Here is a 17165-nt window from a genome sequence, read left to right on the forward strand (position 1 = left end):
ACGCCGATGCCGGCGCGCGGATCGCCCAGGCCTTCCATTGCGTACGTGTGGGGCGTGGCCGCGACGTCGCGCGGCCAATGGCGTTCAGTGGCGCAGGTCGACGCCGTGGCAGTCGGCCTGCGGACGCTGCGGATTGCAGCGGGCGACGGCGTCGTCGGGGAAGCGCACCACGTAGCCGGAGGCGGCCGGTTCGTGATCGGGAAAGTCGGTGCTGAGCAGTTGCGCGCCGCTGGCGAGCATGGCGTCGCGTCGCGCAGTGTCGTTGCGCAGGGCTTCCTTGAGGTCCGCGTCGGTGCGGGTGCGCACCAGGTAGCCGGCCTTCACCAGCGTCGCGATCTCGTCGGCGCTGCCGTCGTTGCGCTCGACGAAGGCGGCGTCGTCGGCGCCGGGATCGGCGTTGGTGAAGCACACGCGGCCGCGCAAGGACGGATGGCCGGCGAGATAGGCTGGGCCGACCGCACGCTGGTCGAGCAGGAACACCACCTTGCCGCGCGCCGCGGAGAGCGCAGGCCAGCCCTGCGCGAGCACGGCGGCGTTGAGCGTGGCCGCGCTGCCGCGTACCTGGTCGGGGCTGATGTAGTCGTTCGCGGCGAACACCGAGCGCAGTTCGGCATCCAGTGCATCCAGCGCCTTGCCGTCGAACGGCTCCGGCTGCACCGTGGGGAAGGCCGCCGGCACGGTGGATTGCTTGGTTTCCAGCAGGATGAAGATCGGCAGATGCCCGGGGTGCCGTTGCGACCACGCCCGCACCTCGCGCAGGCAGGCCAGCAGCGGCTGGCAGGTGCTGCGCTGGTCGAGGTCCTGGATGTGCATGACCTTGAAGCCCGGCCGCTGCATCACGCCCGGCGCGGCGATCGGCGGAGCCGGCGGCAGCCCGGCCTTGGCGAGCTGGTCGATCATCGCCGGGTGCGCGTAGCGTCCGCCCTTGGCGTCGGCGTAGATGTCCAGTTCGATCTGGCGCACGCCGTCGTCCAGTTGCTGCGTCAACGGCGGATGCCGGTAGTCCAGCACCGCGAACGTCGCTGGATCCAGGCGTTTCCACAGCGCCGCTTCGCTGGGCGCGAAGCCGGCGTGGTAGCTGTTGTGGCTGCCGATGTACTGCAGGTCGCTAAGTCTGGGTGCGGCGCACAGCGCAGATGGCAACAGCGCCAACACCGCCAGCAGGGCGCGCAGCGCAGCTGGCGCGCTGCGGAGTTTCGACGACATCGGGACAGAACGTTGGGGGAGCATCGTGGCTACGCTTGGTAACGATATCTCGACAGCATCCCGAGTGGAGTTGACGCGGGTGTTGCCAAATCGTGTCATGGACCGCGCTGTGCCACGATCGTGTGCGGTGTCCCATGCGTGCATGACCCTCGTCACGTTGTTGCGGCTGGTTGGACAAGCACCGCCGGCGACGCGGTTTTGCCGCAACTCAGCGCGAAGTGTTGTCGTTATTGCGAGAGCGGCTTAGCCGCGACTGGTGTTTCCGATCGCGCGCGTTGCGGCTATTGGCCCAGGGCGCGTCGAGCCGTTTCTACACGTAAACCCTGCGTCGCCGGGTGGCTGCCTGCCGTTGCCGCGCGTGCGTCATTGCGGCGTGCGCGTGCGCTGCAGGCCGAATGCCAGCAACGTCGCTTCCAGCCGTTCGCCGAGGCTGCGCGGCGCGTCCAGCCCCATGCGCTGCATGCAGGCGGCATCCGCCGCGGGACGCGCCAGCACCGCGCTGGCCACCGTCTTCAGCTTGGCGCCGGTGCTGGCAGTGTGCTGCTGCAGCCAGGACAGGGCGCGCAGCAGGCGCTGCTCGACCTCGGTGAAATCGCTGCCCAGCGGATAGTCGGGTAGGGTGCCGTCGCGGCGGAACGGCGCCAGCGCGTCGCGCACGCGCGCAGCCTGATTGCGTTGCCAGTGCGTGGGTGCTGCGAAGTCGGCGGCCAGCTTGCCGTTGGCCTTCGCCGTCTCCAGCAACGCAAGTTGCGCCTGCACGTCGGCGATCCCGACCATCGCTGCGATGCAGTCCTCGTCGGTCAGGCCGCGCAGGTCGGCGATGCCGTACTCGTTGACGTAGAGGTCGCGCAGGTGCCGCGGGATGGTGGTGTGGCCGTAGTTCCAGCGCACGTTCGATTGCGTTGCGCCGGCATCGCTGCGGACGGCGCGGAACATCAACACGCTGCGCGCGTCGTCCAGCGCGTGCGCCATGGACACGAAGTTGTACTGGCCGCCGACGCCGGACACCACGCGGCCATCGTCCAATGCATCGGACACCGCCGCGCCGAGCGCGGTGGCCATCATGCACGAGTTGAAGAAGCGCGCCTCGCGCCGCTGTACCCGGCGCAATGCCTCGTCGCCGTAGAGCTGGTTGATCTCGCTGATGCGGCGCATGCCGATCGCCGCGCGCGCCTGCGGAGCCATGTCGCGCAGCCAGGCGTAGAACTCCGGCGAACCCAGGTAGAACGCGCCCTGCAGGTATTCGCCCTCGCGCTCCAGGCGCCGCAGGTCCTGCGCATCGGCAGTGCCGTCGGCCACGCGCTGCAGCAGCGGCGCGTCGTCGAGCACCTTGCGCCGGATCACCCCGCACTGGACCAACTGCCTGAAGCCCTCGTTGAGCATCTCGCTGCAGCCGAACAGGCCGACCGCGAACGGCTCCAGGCCGCCGCATTCGCGTACCGCCGGATGCCGCTCCAGTTCCGGATCCAGCGCCGCCAGCACCTGCCGGTAGCGCGCGTTGTCGGTATGCCGCAGCACCAGCGCGTGGCACAGCGCATCGGCCAGGGTGCCGATGCCGATCTGCAGGGTGCCGCCGTCGCGCACCAGCGTGCTGGCGTACAGGCCTATGGCGTAATCGGCATCGGCGACCGGCTGCCGTGGCAGCCCGAACAGGCGCGGATACGGCCCCGGCGGCGTCACCACCACGTCGAAGAAGCTCGGCTCCACCGCCGCGCAGCCGCCGATCCACGGCAACTGCGGATCGACTTCGGCCACCAGCAGCGGCCGCGGCAGGCCGCGCCGCTGCACTGCGGCCAGGGTGTCCTGGGTGATGTCGTTGTTGCACGAGAACGACAGCCGGGTGCCGTCGGGTTCGCGCGCCACCTTCTGCACGATCAGGTTCGGCGCACGCTGCGCCACCGCATCGGCGGCATGCGTGTAGTTGAGGCTGGTGTAGCTGCGCTGCGCCTGGGTCGAGCGCAGCAACGCGCCGGACTGCATGTAGAACTCTTCGACCTGGATGTGTGCCGGCAGCGCATCGCGCTGCATCGCCTGCACGTAGCGCAGGCGCGGGAAGTCCTCGCCGAAGTGGCGCTGCACGAACGGCCGCGCGAAACGGCCCTGCAGCCCGCCGCCGGGCGCCGGCGGATTGAGCGACAGCGCGGTGTAGATCTGCAGCGGCCGCGTCGGATCGTGTTCGATGCGCTCGTACAGCGCGTTGAGCAGGCGATGCGGTTTGCCCAGGCCCAGCGGTGCGCCCACGCGCAGCGGGCCGGCGATGCGCTGCAGGATCAGGTCGGCAGCGGCGTCGAGGTCGTCGAGGTGATCGGTCATCGGCATAGCTTAGAGGGTGTGCCGGCGATTGCGTCGATCGTGATGCGCGACCGATACGCGCGGTGCCGCGGCGTACGCGATTGGCGGCGACGACCTCCGGGCGTGGGGGCATGCCGATCGCCAGGGCATCGGTCGTTGCGCAAAAAACGCTTGACATGCGTTTTGTTTACGCGCGTAATCATTGAAAATTTACGGGCGTAAACGAAATGTCGATCAGCGATGCGGAAGCCGTGGTCATGGAGGTGCTGTGGGAGCGGCACCCGCTCAGCGCCGAGGAGGTGTTCGCCGCCTTGTCCGGGCATGGCGGCTGGGCCGAACCCACGGTCAAGACCCTGCTCAACCGCTTGCTCAACAAGGGCGCGATCCGCGCCGACAAACAAGGCCGCCGCTATCTGTACACGCCCCTGCTGCAGCGCGCGCAGTGGGTGCAGCAACAGAGCGAAGGCCTGCTCGACCGCCTGTTCGGCGGCCGTATCGCGCCGTTGGTGGCGCACTTCAGCGAACGCGGCAAGCTCAGCGATGCCGATATCGCCGAACTCAAACGACTGATCCAGGAGCTGGACGATGAGCATTGACGGGATCGTGAAGGACCTCGGGAGTACCGCGCTGGTCGTCAGCGTGGCCATCGCGGCGGTGCTGGCATTGCGCGTGCCGATGCGGCGCGCGTTCGGCGCCGGCATCGCCTACGCGCTATGGATCGCGGTGCCATTGGCGCTGCTGGCGGCACTGTTGCCCAGCGGCTGGCGTCCAGCGTTGCCGGCGGGCTTGGCGCTGGACATGCCGGCGGTGCTGGTCGGCGTGACACGGGCGCAGATGTCGGCAGGCGACGGCGTGTCGGCGAGCGGGCATGCCACGGTCTGGTTGCTGTCGTTGTGGCTGGCGGGTGCGCTGGCCTCGGCGGCCGTATTGTGGCGGCAGCAGCGCCGCTACCGGCGCAGCCTGGGTCGCTTGCAGCCTGGCGAGGATGGCGTGCTGGTCGCCGAGCATGCGCTGCATGGGCCGCTGGTGCTGGGTGCGTGGCGGCCGCAAGTGGTGGTGCCGATGGACTTCGCCGCGCGCTATCCGCCGCCGCAGGCGCAACTGGTGCTGGCGCACGAACGCATGCATATCGCCCGCGGCGACACCCGCAGCAATCTGCTGCTCGCCGTGCTGCGCTGCGTGTACTGGTTCAATCCGCTGCTGCACTGGGCCGCCACGCGTTTCCGGCTGGATCAGGAACTGGCCTGCGATGCCGCAGTGCTGGTTCGCCATCCCGGCACGCGCCGGCACTACGCCGAGGCGATGCTGCAGACCCAGTTGGACGCGTTGGCCTTGCCGGTGGGCTGCCATTGGCAGGCGGGCAGCGTCCTGTGCCAGCGCATTGCCTTGCTGCGGCGCCCGGCGGTGCGTGGTTGGCGGCGTCGTCTGGGCCTCGCGGCGGTGACGCTGGCCGCGTTGAGCGGGAGTGCGATGGCACTGGCGTTGCCAACTGGAACAGATGCCACGGGCGTGGCGCGCGATCTTGCCGCGAGCGAGGTGGATGGCACGTCGGCACGATCGGTGCAGCAGGCGTCGGTGGTCGCCGCGCGGACCGGAGCGCGGCCTGCCAAGGTGATCGACATGCCGCCCCCGAAATACCCGCATGAAGCGGTGCGTGCCGGCGTCTCCGGCAAGCTGGTCCTGCTGGTCGACGTGGATGCGCACGGGGCGCCGAGCGGCGTGCGCGTGCTGGATCATGGCAGCGGTAGCGCAGTCTTGGATGCTGCCGCGGTCACCGCCGCCTGGAAGTGGCGCTTCTCGCCGGCGACTGCGCACGGACGCGCTGTGGCCAGCCGCGTGAAGATCCCGGTCGCGTTCGACGTGGAAATGTACCCCGAGGAGGCGCCGGCTGGCGTCGCCGATGCTGCGAATTACCGCTGGTATCGCCTGGGCGAGGATGCCGGCGACACTTTGGCGAGCTTGTGCGACAAGGTGTTCTCCGGCAAGGGCGGCGCCGCGCCGCTGTGCGGCATGGCGCGGACCGTGCGATGAGTGCGCACTTGCGGACCGGCATGCTGCTGGCGTTGGTCCTTTCCGGCTGCGCCAGCCACGTGCCGAAAGACGCGCCGCAACCGACCCAGCGCATCGACTCGGTGGATCAGCGCATGCTGGAAACAGGATTCGGCGCGGCGCCCGGTGCAGCGGCGGTGCAGTCGTATCGGATGCAGCCGCAGGAAGTGTTCCGCATGCCGCAACCGCTGCAGGCGCCGACGCCGCAGTTGCCAGGCGCGTCGCTGCGCCGCACGTTGGCCCCGACCACGGTGTGCGTGCGGGTGATCCTGTCCGCGCAAGGCATGGTGGAGCGCAGCGCCCTGTTGAACGATCGCCCGGACTGCAGCGCGGGCGCGCAGCCGGAGATGGCCGATCTGCTGCAGGCGGTGCAGGACGCGGTCGCGCACTGGCGCTTCGTGCCGGCGGCGATCTGCACCTATGCCGATCCGGCGCAGCGGCCGGCGCAGGAGGGGCGCTGCGACGATGCGCAGTCGGTGCAGGAGGTGCCGGTGACGCTGGCCTACGCGTTCACCTTCGAGGTCCGACAGGGCAAGGCCAGCGTGCAGTCGGGACGCGTCGGCGGCGCGCGCTGAGCGCCGCGATCGCAGTGTGCGGTCTGCCTCGTCCGTTGCCGGGAACTACAGCATCTCCGGCTTGAACAGGCGCCGCCGCGAGATCTCCGGGCCGGACAGCATGAAGCGGCCGTCGCCCCGGTAGTGCAGGGTGCGCGGCCGCTTCGGCGAGGCGGCGACGTGCGCCTTGACCACCTCCCATACGAACAGGCCGTGTTTGCCGATCTGGCTGCCATCGTGCAGGCGGCATTCGAAGCTGGCGTAGCACTCGGCGATCAGTGGCGCCGCCAGGTGCGTGGCGGGCACCGCGGTGAGGCCGAAGTGCGCGAACTTGTCCAGGTCCGCACCGCTGGTATTGCCGATGCCGACCACGGTGTCGACCAGGTCGGCGGTGGGCAGGTTGATCACGCATTGCTTGCTGCGCCGGAGCAGCGCGAAGCTGTGGTTGGCGCTGGAAATGCAGCAGGCCAGCAGCGAGGGCGAGAACTCCAGCACCATGTGCCAGCCCAGGGTCATGATGTCGCGTTGCTGCTTCCACGCCGAACTGACCAGCACCACCGGGCCCGGCTCGAGGAAGCGGCGCACGTCCTGGGTGGGGAAGTCGAGCTTGCGGTAGCGGCGCATGCGCAGTCTGCCGTGGCGGGGCCTTCAGTCTCGCCGGCCCGGGTGAACGCGATGTCGGCGTCAGTCCAGCCGATGCACCGCGTCGGCGATGCGTGCCACTTCCTCGGCCTGGTGGCTGACGTAGAGCATCGGCAGGCGCACGTCGTCGCGCACGCGCTGCAGGTAGGGGATCAGTTCGCTGCGGCGGTCCGCGTCCAGCGCCGACAGCGGTTCGTCGAACAGCAGCAGCGACGGTTGCGACAGCAGCGCGCGGCCGATCGCCACGCGCTGCGCTTCGCCGCCGGAGAGCGTGTCGGGGCGCCGCCCGAGCAACGCGCCGATGCCGAGCAGCTCGACCACCGCGTCCAGTGCAAAGCGCGCCGGCCGGCCGCGGCCGTGGCGGCCGTAGCCAAGGTTGCGGCGCACGTCCATGTGCGGGAACAGGCGCGCGTCTTGGAATACGTAGCCGATGCCACGGCGATGCGCCGGCAGGTCGATGCCGGTCGCGCTGTCGTACAGCACCCGGCCATCGATAGCGATGCGCCCGCTGCGCGGCGGCAGCACGCCGGCGATGGCGTTGAGCAGGCTGGTCTTGCCGGCGCCGGACGGGCCGACCAGGGCGACCACGCGCGCCTGTTCCTCGATGCGCACGTGGCGCGCGAAACGGCCTCGCTGCAGGTGCAGGTCGATGCTCAGCATCGGCGTCGGCTCCGGGCGGTTGCGCTGCTCATGCGTCCACCGCGGTGCCGCGCTGGCGTCGCACCAGCCACTCGGAAGCCAGCAGCGCGCCCAGCGAGATCGCCAGCGCCACCGCCGCCAGCCGCCAGATGCCGGCTTCGGCGCCGGGCACCTGCAGCAGGCTGTAGATCGCCGAGGCCAGGGTCTGGGTCTGTCCGGGGATATTGGAGACGAAGGTGATGGTGGCGCCGAACTCGCCCAACGCCTTGGCGAAGCCGAGCACGCCGCCGGCGACCACGCCCGGCCACGCCAGCGGCAGGGTGACGGTGAAGAACACCCGCCAAGGGCCGGCGCCGAGTGTGGCGGCGGCCGCTTCCAGGCGGCGGTCAGTGGATTCCAGGGCCAGGCGGATCGCCCGCACCATCAGCGGAAAGCCCATCACCGCGCTGGCCAGCGCCGCGCCGGTCCAGCGGAACGCGAACTGCACGCCCAGGTGCTCGAACAGCCAGCCGCCGATCGGCCCCTGCAGGCCGAACAGTTGCAGCAGCGCGTAGCCGGTGACGATCGGCGGCATCACCAGCGGCAGGTGCAGCAGCGCGTCCAGCAACGATTTGCCGAAGAAGCGGCGCCGCGCCAGCAGCCAGCCGCAGGCCACGGCGAACGGCAGGCTGGCCAGCGCCGCGACCAGCGCGACCTTGACGCTCAGCGCGATCGCGGTCAGTTCCTGCGCGGTGAAATCGAACAACGCCAGGCCTCAACGGACGAGCGAGAAACCGTGGCGACGGAAGATCGCCTGTGCCGGCGGCGTGCCCAGCCAACGCACGAAATCGGCAGCGCTCTTCGCCTGCGCGCTCGCCCGCAGCGGCGCCACCGGATACACGATCGGCGCGTGGCTGTCGGCCGGAAAGGTCGCCACCACCCGCACCTTGGGCTCGGCCTGGGCGTCGGACCCGTAGACGATGCCCAGCGGCGCTTCGCCGCGCGCCACCAGCATCAGCGCGCTGCGCACGCTCTCGCTCTCGGCCAGGCGCGGCTGCACGCTGTCCCACTGACCCAGCGCCTGCAGTGCGGCGCGTGCGTACTTGCCGGCCGGCACACTGGCGGTCTGGCCGACCGCCAGGCGCCCCTGCGCGCCGAGGGCGGCGAGCAGTGCGCCCGGTGTGCGCAGGTCGACCTGCGCCTTGCTGGCGGCCGGCGCCACCAGCACCAGGGTGTTGCCGAGCAGGTCGCGGCGCAGTGCCGGATCGATCAACTTGCGCTGCTGCAGGTAGTCCATCCACTCCTGGTCGGCGGACACGAACACGTCCGCCGGCGCGCCCTGTTCCACCTGCCGGGCCAGCGTGGAGCTGGCGGCGTAGGACACCTGCACGGGGGTGCCATGGGTGCGCTGGTAGGCGCTGGCGGCCTCGTCCAGCGATTCCTTGAGGCTGGCGGCGGCGAACACGGTCAGCGGCGTCTGCGCCGAGACCGGCGCGATCGCGGTGGCGACGATCAAGGTGCACAGGCACAGCAGGCGGCGCAGCGGTCGGGTCATGGGTCACTCCAGCGAGGGCAGGTAGGCGATGCGGCAGGGCGCGGCGGCGCGCGCGTACGGTCGCGCAGCGCTGTCGCGACTCCGCATCCTAGCGCGCCGGCGGCGCGCTGCCTGCTCACGCCGCCGGCGGCACCAGGTCGTCGGTGCGACCGGCCTGGATGTTGGCGCGCACCGACGGCTGCATCAGCCGCGGCTCGGCCAGCGTCGCATCGCGCGCCTGGCGCAAGGCCACGAAGGCCGCTTCGTCGATGCCATCGCGCACATGGATGTTGCTGCGGCGCTGTTCGCCGATGCTGGTCTGGCAGGTCACCGCGCGGCCGCCTGCGCCGTAGTCGTGGCACACGAACACGCGCGTCGCCTCCGGCAGCGCGTACAGCCGCTGGATCGAACGGTACAGCGTGGCCGCGTCGCCGCCGGGGAAGTCGCAGCGCGCGGTGCCGCTGTCGGGCATGAACAGCGAATCGCCCGGGAACAGCGCATCGCCGATCAGGTAGGCGACGCTGTCGCCGGTGTGGCCTGGCACGGCGATGACCTGCGCCTGTACACTGCCGATCGCGAAACGCTCGCCATCGGCGAACAGGTGATCGAAGCCGCAGCGCGCCTGCGCGTCCGCGTCCAGGCCGTACTGCGGCGCGAAACGGGCGCGCACTTCGCGGATGCCGTCGCCGATCGCCAGCGTCGCCTGCGGCCATCGCTGCTTGAACCACTGCGCGGCGGAGACATGATCGGCGTGGGCGTGGGTCTCGAGGATCCAGCGCAGGTGCAGTCCGCGCGCGTCCAGGCACGACGCAAGCGCCTGCGCCGGCGCGTCGTCCAGTGCGCCGGTCTGCGGGTCGTAGCCCACCACCGGGTCGATCACCGCGGCGTCGTACCCATCCTCGACCACGTAGCTCCAGGTGCCGGAACCGGCATGGTGGAAGGCGTGGACGTGCGGATGCTGGCTCATCGATCGCTCCTGGTGGCGGCAGGTGGCGCGGCGCTGCAGTAGATGCCGTGCAGTACCTCAAGAATGTGCTGCACCGGGCCGGGCACCAGCGAATAATAGATGGTCTGACCCTCGCGGCGGGTCTGCACCAGTCCATCCTCGCGCAGCAGCGCCAGGTGTTGCGACAGCGCCGACTGGCTCAGCTCCACGCGCGCGTTGAGCTCGCCGACCGATTGCTCGTGGTCCACCAGCAGGCACAGCAGCAGCAGGCGCTTCTCGTTGCCGAGCGCCTTCAGCAAACGCGCCGCCTCGCTGGCGTGCGCGCGCATCGCGGCAGGATCCAGGGCGGTTGCGGCGCGGCGCGGCATGGGCTCAGAAATCGACCGGGCCACCGGCCGCGGTCCAGCCCAGGAAGCCGCCGGTCAGCGAGCGCACCGCGGTGTAGCCCAGGTGCTGCAGGCTCAGCGCCGCCAGCGTGGAGCGGCCGCCGCTGGCGCAGTACAGCAGGATCGGCTGGTCGCGTCGGGCCAGCGCCGGATCGGCGTCGAGACGGAATTCGAGGATGCCGCGCGGGATGTTGATGGCGTTGGGCAGATGGCCCATGGCGAACTCGCCGGGTTCGCGCACGTCGATGATCCACTCGCCGGGCAGCGGCGTGGCGGCGGCATCGGTGTGGGCAGGGATTTCGTGGATCTGCGCGCGTGCGCGGTCGACCAGGACTTGGGCGGAGGAGGCGGGCATTGGGGGTGCTCGGCGGGAAAGTGCGCCCATCATATCAGTTGACTCTAATATAAGAAAATTCTAATTTATCTCGCGGCCAGCCTCGGGCGGCCGCGCCCGATCTGCCGCGGTGGGGTGCCCACCGACGGCGCGGATGCGCCCTTTCCTCTGGAGTTCGATCATGCGTGTGCTTCGTTGGGCGATCCGCTGTGCCTGGCGTGCTGGACGGCGGCGCGGAACGCTTGCCGCACCTGCCGCACCTGCCGCTGCGCCGGTCCGCGGCAGCGGTCGCGCGCCCCTGGTGGGCGCGCTCGTGGCGCTCGCGGCGCTGGCGCTCGCTGGCTGTCGCCATGAAGCCGAAAGCCTCGCGCCACCGCCATTGCCGGCGCTGGCGACCGTGCCGGCGGAGCCCGCGGCCATGGCGTCGCGCTCCTGGGACGGCCTCGTGACCGCGGTGGAGTACGCCGATCTCAGCGCGCAGACCAGCGGGCGCGTGCGCAGCGTCGCGGTGGACGTGGGCGACCGGGTCGCCGCCGGCCAGGTGCTGCTGCAACTCAGCGCGGTGGAACAGCGCGCCGGCGTGACCAGCGCGCAGGCGCAAGTGCGTGCCGCCACGGCCAGCGCCGACGAGGCCGAGGCCAGCTATCGCCGCTATGCGTCCCTGGCCGGGGCGCAATACGTGTCGCGCGCGCAACTGGACCAGGCGCGCGCCACCCGCGATGCGGCGAACGCCGCACGCGCTGCCGCCGTCGCGCAACTGGCGCAGGCGCAGCAGCCGGCCGACTACACCGTGGTGCGCGCGCCGTTTGCGGGCGTCATCAGCGCGCGTCAGGTGCAACCGGGCGAGGCGGTGGCGGCCGGGCAGGCCTTGCTGTCGCTGTACGTGCCCGGCGCGCAGCGCATCGAGGTGCAGGTGCCGCAGTCGGATGCGGACGCGGTCCGCGCCGCGCGTCGCGCGCAGGTGCGGCTGGACGATGGACGCCTCCTGCAGATTCCGCAGGTGACGGTGTTCCCTACCGCCGATCCGCGCAGCCACAGCGTCACGGTGCGGGTGCCATTGCCGGCGCTGCAACCGGCCCCGGCACCCGGTACCACGGCCAAGGTCGAGGTGCCGCTGGCTGCCGGCGATGCCGCGGAGGCGGCGCCGTTGCGCATTCCGCTGTCGGCGCTGCTGCAGCGGGGCGAACTCAGCGCCGCCTATGTGCTGGCCGACGGTCGGCTCAGCCTGCGGCAGCTGCGGATCGGGCAGCGCGATGCGCAGCGCGTGGAAGTGCTGGCCGGGCTGCGCGCGGGCGAGCGGGTGGTGCGCGATCCGGTCGCTGCCGGGCAGGCGCTGGCGGCGCAGCGGCGCGCGCTGGCGGAGCGTTGAGATGGCTGCCGGTTTCGGGATGTCCGGCCGCCTGGCGGCGTTCTTCCAGGCCAATCCGCTTACGCCGCTGCTGGCCCTGCTCGGCCTGCTGCTCGGCCTGGCGGCGGTGGCGATCACCCCGCGCGAGGAAGAACCGCAGATCGACGTGACCATGGCCAACGTGTTCGTGTCGCTGCCGGGTGCCGATGCGCGCGAGGTCGAACAACTGCTGAGCACGCCGCTGGAACAGAAGCTCGACGAGATCGAGGGCATCAAGCACGTGTACTCGGTGAGCCGCCCCGGGCAGGCGGTGTTGACCGTCGAATTCCAGGTCGGGGTGCCGCGGCAGACCGCGCTGGTGCGCCTGTACAACCAGGTGTATTCCAATCTGGACGTACTGCCGACGCAGATGGGCGCCAGCGCGCCGCTGGTCAAGCCCAAAGGCATCGACGACGTGCCGGTGATGAGCGTGACCCTGTGGAGCGACGATCCGCAGCGCAGCCCCGCCGATCTGGGCGCGATCGCGCGCACCCTGGAGACCGACCTCAAGCGCCTGCCGGGAACGCGCGATATCTACAGCATCGGCGCGCCGCCGCGGGTGGTCACGGTGACGCTGGATCCGGCGCGGCTGGCCGCCTACGACCTCACCGTGGCCGACCTCGGCCAGGCGCTGCAGGGGGCGAACGTGGTGCGTCCGCTCGGCGACCGCATCGGCGGCGGCCGTGCGGTGCCGCTCAGTGCCGGGCGGTTCCTGGCCGATGCCGACGCCGTGCGCGAGCTGGTGATCGGCGTGCACGACGGTCGGCCGCTGCAGTTGCGCGATGTGGCACAGATCCAGGCCGGTGCCGACCTGCCCACGGCCTACGTGTGGTACGGCACGCCGCCCACGCGCGGCGGCCCGGCGCAGGGGCGCGCGCCGGCGGTGACCCTGGCCATCGCCAAGAAGCCGGGCAGCGACGCCTCGGCGCTCACTCGCACGGTGAGCGCGCGCCTGCAGGCCTTGCGCGGCGAACTGCTGCCGCAGGGCGTGCATGCCGAGGTCACCCGCGACTACGGCGCCAGCGCGGCGGCCAAGGCCGCAAAGCTGATCCACAAGCTGGTGTTCGCCACCGCCTCGGTGGTGCTGCTGGTGCTGTTCGCGCTGGGCTGGCGCGAGGCCATCGTAGTCGGCAGCGCCGTGGTGCTGACCCTGGCGCTCACGCTGTTCGCCTCGTGGGCGATGGGCTTCACCCTCAATCGCGTGTCGCTGTTCGCGCTGATCTTCTCCATCGGCATCCTGGTCGACGACGCCATCGTGGTGGTGGAGAACATCCACCGCCATCTGCGCGCCGGCGGCAAGACCTTGCGCGAGGCGATTCCGCCGGCGGTGGACGAGGTCGGCGGCCCGACCATCCTCGCCACCTTCACCGTGATCGCGGCGCTGATGCCGATGGCCTTCGTCAGCGGCCTGATGGGGCCGTACATGCGGCCGATCCCGATCAATGCCTCGGTCGGCATGCTGCTGTCGCTGGCGATCGCGCTGGTGGTGACGCCCTGGCTGGCGCTGAAGCTGCTGAAGCGGCATGTGCCGGCGCAAGCCGCGCAGGCACACGCGCGGGGCGACGCGCCACCGCGCCTGCAGCGCCTGTTCGGGCGCTTGCTGCACCCATTCCTGGATCCTGTCCGCGGCGCGCGCCGGCGCGGCTGGCTGTTCGCCGGCATCGCCGCCCTGCTGCTGGCCGCGGTGGGCCTGGTCGGGCTGCAGTGGGTGGTGCTGAAGATGCTGCCGTTCGACGACAAGTCGGAACTGCAGATCGTGGTCGACCTGCCCGAAGGCAGCGCCCTGCAGGACACCGATGCGTTGCTGGTGGATCTGGCCGGCGTGCTCGACCGCACGCCCGAGGTGCACGACTACCAGGGCTATGCCGGGACCTCGGCGCCGGTCAACTTCAATGGCCTGGTGCGGCAGTACTTCCTGCGCAGCGGCAACAACGTCGGCGACCTGCAGGTGAATCTGATCGACAAACACCAGCGCACACGCCACAGCCATACCATCGTCCGCGCGCTGCGGCCGCCGCTGGCGGCGATCGCACGCCGGTATGGGGCCTCGCTGAAGGTGGTGGAGGTGCCGCCGGGGCCGCCGGTGCTGGCGCCGCTGGTGGCCGAGGTGTACGGGCCGGACCACCCTCGCCGCCGCCAGCTCGCCCTGGCGCTGGAGCGGCGCTTCCTGCGCACGCCGAACGTGGTCGATGTCGACACCAGCGTGGAGAGTGCGGCCACCCGCGAAACGCTGGTGGTCGACCGCGTGCGCGCCGCGCGCCTGGGCGTGAGCCAGGTGGCCATCGCCGATGCCCTGGCCACGGCGGTGCAGGGGCTGGACGTCACCTGGCTGCACGATGGCACATCCAAGGTGGCACAGCCGGTGCGGCTGCGCCTGCCGGGCGCCGCACAGGCCGCCAGTACCCGCCTGCTGGCGCTGCGCGTGCGCGGCGGCGATGGGCAACTGGTGCCGCTGTCGGAACTGGTCACGGTGCAGCGCCTGCCCTGGGACGACAGCATCGCGCACAAGGACCTGCGGCCGGTGGTGTATGTCACCGGCGACGAAGCCGGGCGCCTGGACAGCCCGCTGTACGGCATGTTCGACCTGGTCGGGCAACTGCGCGGCCACCGGCTCGATGGGCAGACGCTGCAGCAGTATTTCATCGCACCGCCGACCGACACCGCCGACTTCGCGGTGAAATGGGACGGCGAATGGCAGATCACCTACGAGACCTTCCGCGACATGGGCATTGCCTACGCGGTGGGTCTGTTGCTGATCTATCTGCTGGTGGTGGCGCAGTTCCGCAGCTATCTGCTGCCGCTGGTGATCATGGCGCCGATTCCGCTGACGGTGATCGGGGTGATGCCGGGTCATGCCCTGCTCGGCGCGCAGTTCACCGCGACCAGCATGATCGGCATGATCGCCCTGGCCGGCATCATCGTGCGCAATTCGATCCTGCTGGTGGACTTCATCCGTCATGCCCTGGCGCACGGGCGCAGCGCCGAACAGGCGGTGATCGAGGCCTGTGCGGTGCGCGCACCGCCGATCGTGCTGACCGGCCTGGCGGCGATGCTGGGTGCGCTGTTCATCCTTGACGATCCCATCTTCAACGGCCTGGCGGTGGCGTTGCTGTTCGGCATCCTGGTCAGCACGGCGCTGACCCTACTTGTCATCCCGTTGCTGTACTACCCGCTGGCACGGCGCGAAGCGGCGGCGTGAGCACAACGCTGCGTCCACACGCCGTTACCGGTGCCGGCGTAGAGTCGGAAATCCTTTTCTGCGAAGTGGAGTTTTCACGATGCCCATCGGCGATCCGATCCGCGTCACCCTGGAGCAGGACACGGACTTCGCGTTCCGCATTCGCTTCGACGAAACCGCGCTGGTGCCCTGGCTGAGCGACGAAACCGCGCCACTGGGCCAGGAGCGCGGCCCCAATCCCACGCGCATCCTGCTGGCCGGCATCGCCAATTGCCTGGCGGCCAGCCTGCTGTTCGCGATGCGCAAGTACAAGAACGATCCGGCCGGGGTGGTCGCGCACATCACCGCCACGCCGATGCGCAATCCGGAAGGGTTCTGGCGCATTCCGCAGGCCTCGGTGGAACTGCAGCTGCCCGGCGCCAACCAGGACTACGCGCAGCTGGAACGGATCCTGGCCCAGTTCGAGCAGTTCTGCGTGGTCACCCAGAGCGTGCGCCAGGGCATCGACGTGCAGGTCACGGTCAAGGATGCGCAAGGCACCGTGCTGCTGGGCGACAAGAGCATCGAGGCCGGCGCGTGACCGCGCCGCTGCATGTCGCCTGCCCACACTGCGCCGCGCTCAACCGGGTGCCGGAGGCGAAACTGGCGGACGCGCCGCAATGCGGACGCTGCCATCGTGGCTTGTTCGACGCCACACCGGTCACACTGACCGCCGAGACGTTTGCCGCGCATGCCGAGCGCAGCGAGCTACCGCTGCTGGTGGACGTGTGGGCGCCGTGGTGCGGCCCATGCCGGACCATGGCCCCGCACTTCGCCGCCGCGGCCGCGCAGCTCGAGCCGCGGCTGCGCCTGGGCAAGCTGGACAGCGACGCGCAGCCGGCGCTGGCTGGGCGCTTCGGCATCCGCAGCATCCCGACCCTGCTTCTGCTGCGCCAGGGCCGCGAGCTCGGCCGACACAGCGGCGCCATCGGCACCGCGGAGATCGTGCGCTGGACGCGGGCACAGTTGAATTCTGCGTGACGCTCTCGTAGCAGCGGCTTCAGCCGCGATGGGTTTGCTCAGGAAAGCCCATCGCGGCTGAAGCCGCTCCTATACGGTGCGCCGGGCTTACTTGCCCAGCGCCGCGTTCAAGGTTGCCGCCAGGTCGGCACCGGCCTGGCGCAACTGCGCCTCGGCGACCGGGCGCCAGGTCGTCACGTAATCGGCCGGCAGCGTGGCGCCGGGCGGATAGAAGCCCGGACGCAGCATGATCTTGCAGGAGGCCTCGGCCCACTCCGCGGCCGGCGGCGGCAGCGCGCTGCCCGCCGGCGAGGGCGCCGGCAACGGCTGCTTTTCCAGTTCGGCCAGGTAGGCCTGTTCGTCCAGTCCGCGGCTGCGCAGCAGGCCGCTGTCCCACAGCGAATGCAGATTGCTGCCCTTGCCCTCGAACTGGATCTGCACGGTGTTGGCGCCCTTGTCGCGGGCGTAGCCGGCATGCAGCGGCTGCTGCACGTCGCCGGCGAAATGCACCACGAACTTCAGCGCCTGCGCACGCGCGGCCTGCGGCTGGCTGCGGTCGGCGAGGATCGCGGCCTGGCGGCGCAGCGCCTCGACCGCGCAGTTGCCGTCCGGGCAGTCGCGGGTTTGTTCGTAGTGGCAGTCGTTCTCGGCCAGGTTGACGTAGTGCCAGCGCGCGCTGCGCTTGCCCAGGTCGGGATCGTGTTCGCGGAGCTGGTCGGCCCAGTTGGCCACACCGGCCAGGGTCGGGTCGGGTTCGCCCTGCAGCAGGGTGCGGACCTGCGCGCGGGCTTGCGGGGTAAGTTGGGTGTCGGCGAGATCGGCGACCAGGCGGTGACCCAGCGGGCCCCAGGCGAAGGCGGCGGACGGTGCGGCGGCGAGGGCCGCGGCGAGCGCGGCGCAAACGAAGGGAGAGATTTTCATGCGCCGATTCTAGCCGGCGCCGACGACGCGGCCATGACGCGCGTCAGGTCTGTTGCGTTGCCGCTCAGCACGGCGGACGCCGGTGCCAGACCGCGTCGCCGACCGCGCCGAGCCGCGTC

Annotated in this window: 17 protein-coding genes; 7 read left to right on the plus strand and 10 right to left on the minus strand. The window is 70.7% G+C overall.

Annotation, left to right across the window (positions count from 1 at the left end; genetic code table 11):
* Window positions 1-84: 84 nt before the first annotated feature.
* Both CEK65_RS05585 and CEK65_RS05590 read right to left on the minus strand, forming a co-directional pair.
* Entirely contained in the window at window positions 85-1206 is a 1122-nt protein-coding gene (locus CEK65_RS05585; RefSeq protein ID WP_152181033.1) for a phosphatidylinositol-specific phospholipase C1-like protein, read from the minus strand.
* 363 nt (window positions 1207-1569) lie between these two features.
* On the minus strand, window positions 1570-3525 hold the full coding sequence (locus CEK65_RS05590; RefSeq protein ID WP_152181034.1) for an acetyl-CoA hydrolase/transferase C-terminal domain-containing protein: 1956 nt from the start codon (window positions 3523-3525) through the stop codon (window positions 1570-1572).
* 200 nt (window positions 3526-3725) lie between these two features.
* Here CEK65_RS05590 and CEK65_RS05595 point away from each other — a divergent pair, with 200 nt between their 5' ends.
* The 3 genes from CEK65_RS05595 to CEK65_RS05605 are packed head-to-tail and all read left to right on the plus strand — an operon-like array spanning window position 3726 to window position 6122.
* Complete coding sequence (locus CEK65_RS05595; RefSeq protein WP_010340889.1) at window positions 3726-4094, plus strand: BlaI/MecI/CopY family transcriptional regulator; 369 nt, start codon at window positions 3726-3728, stop codon at window positions 4092-4094.
* Window positions 4084-5529 carry a TonB family protein gene (locus CEK65_RS05600; protein ID WP_152181035.1) on the plus strand — a complete coding sequence of 482 codons (1446 nt, stop codon included), beginning with the start codon at window positions 4084-4086 and terminating at the stop codon, window positions 5527-5529. Before CEK65_RS05595 ends, CEK65_RS05600 begins: the two co-directional genes overlap by 11 nt.
* A complete protein-coding gene (locus CEK65_RS05605) occupies window positions 5526-6122 on the plus strand; it encodes a hypothetical protein (protein ID WP_152181036.1) in 597 nt (198 codons plus the stop codon). Before CEK65_RS05600 ends, CEK65_RS05605 begins: the two co-directional genes overlap by 4 nt.
* A 45-nt stretch (window positions 6123-6167) precedes the next feature.
* Here the strand turns inward: CEK65_RS05605 and CEK65_RS05610 are convergent, their stop codons facing one another.
* The 7 genes from CEK65_RS05610 to CEK65_RS05640 form a co-directional block, all read right to left on the minus strand.
* A complete protein-coding gene (locus CEK65_RS05610; protein WP_152181037.1) occupies window positions 6168-6725 on the minus strand; it encodes a flavin reductase family protein in 558 nt (185 codons plus the stop codon).
* A 60-nt stretch (window positions 6726-6785) separates the two neighbouring features.
* Window positions 6786-7403 (minus strand): ATP-binding cassette domain-containing protein, encoded by a 618-nt coding sequence (locus tag CEK65_RS05615; protein WP_152181038.1) that lies wholly within the window; start codon window positions 7401-7403, stop codon window positions 6786-6788.
* A gap of 28 nt (window positions 7404-7431) precedes the next feature.
* Entirely contained in the window at window positions 7432-8127 is a 696-nt protein-coding gene (modB, locus tag CEK65_RS05620; RefSeq protein WP_152181039.1) for a molybdate ABC transporter permease subunit, read from the minus strand.
* Window positions 8128-8136: 9 nt separating this feature from the next.
* Entirely contained in the window at window positions 8137-8916 is a 780-nt protein-coding gene (gene modA, locus CEK65_RS05625) for a molybdate ABC transporter substrate-binding protein (protein ID WP_152181040.1), read from the minus strand.
* 115 nt (window positions 8917-9031) lie between these two features.
* A complete protein-coding gene (locus tag CEK65_RS05630) occupies window positions 9032-9862 on the minus strand; it encodes an MBL fold metallo-hydrolase (protein ID WP_152181041.1) in 831 nt (276 codons plus the stop codon).
* Window positions 9859-10209, minus strand: a complete 351-nt coding sequence (locus CEK65_RS05635; RefSeq protein WP_152181042.1) for a metalloregulator ArsR/SmtB family transcription factor — start codon at window positions 10207-10209, stop codon at window positions 9859-9861. The genes CEK65_RS05630 and CEK65_RS05635 overlap by 4 nt, the downstream gene beginning before the upstream one ends.
* Before the next feature lie 4 nt (window positions 10210-10213).
* Window positions 10214-10582, minus strand: a complete 369-nt coding sequence (locus tag CEK65_RS05640) for a rhodanese-like domain-containing protein (RefSeq protein ID WP_152181043.1) — start codon at window positions 10580-10582, stop codon at window positions 10214-10216.
* A 397-nt stretch (window positions 10583-10979) separates the two neighbouring features.
* Between CEK65_RS05640 and CEK65_RS05645 the strand changes: the two genes are divergently transcribed.
* From CEK65_RS05645 to trxC, 4 genes are all read left to right on the plus strand, one after another.
* Window positions 10980-11930, plus strand: a complete 951-nt coding sequence (locus tag CEK65_RS05645; protein WP_193314699.1) for an efflux RND transporter periplasmic adaptor subunit — start codon at window positions 10980-10982, stop codon at window positions 11928-11930.
* Between the two features lies 1 nt (window position 11931).
* Entirely contained in the window at window positions 11932-15147 is a 3216-nt protein-coding gene (locus CEK65_RS05650) for an efflux RND transporter permease subunit (protein ID WP_152181045.1), read from the plus strand.
* 79 nt (window positions 15148-15226) lie between these two features.
* Window positions 15227-15706, plus strand: a complete 480-nt coding sequence (locus CEK65_RS05655; protein ID WP_152181046.1) for an OsmC family protein — start codon at window positions 15227-15229, stop codon at window positions 15704-15706.
* Window positions 15703-16146: a thioredoxin TrxC gene (gene trxC / locus CEK65_RS05660; RefSeq protein WP_152181047.1), complete on the plus strand. Its 444-nt coding sequence runs from the start codon at window positions 15703-15705 to the stop codon at window positions 16144-16146. The genes CEK65_RS05655 and trxC overlap by 4 nt, the downstream gene beginning before the upstream one ends.
* Window positions 16147-16233: 87 nt before the next feature.
* Here the strand turns inward: trxC and CEK65_RS05665 are convergent, their stop codons facing one another.
* Window positions 16234-17046, minus strand: coding sequence for a S1/P1 nuclease (locus tag CEK65_RS05665; protein WP_152181048.1), 813 nt, complete (start codon window positions 17044-17046; stop codon window positions 16234-16236).
* Between the last annotated feature and the right edge of the window lie 119 nt (window positions 17047-17165).

The sequence above is a fragment of the Xanthomonas sp. LMG 12459 genome, assembly GCF_009192905.1.
GTDB classification, from domain to species: Bacteria; Pseudomonadota; Gammaproteobacteria; order Xanthomonadales; family Xanthomonadaceae; genus Xanthomonas_A; species Xanthomonas_A sontii.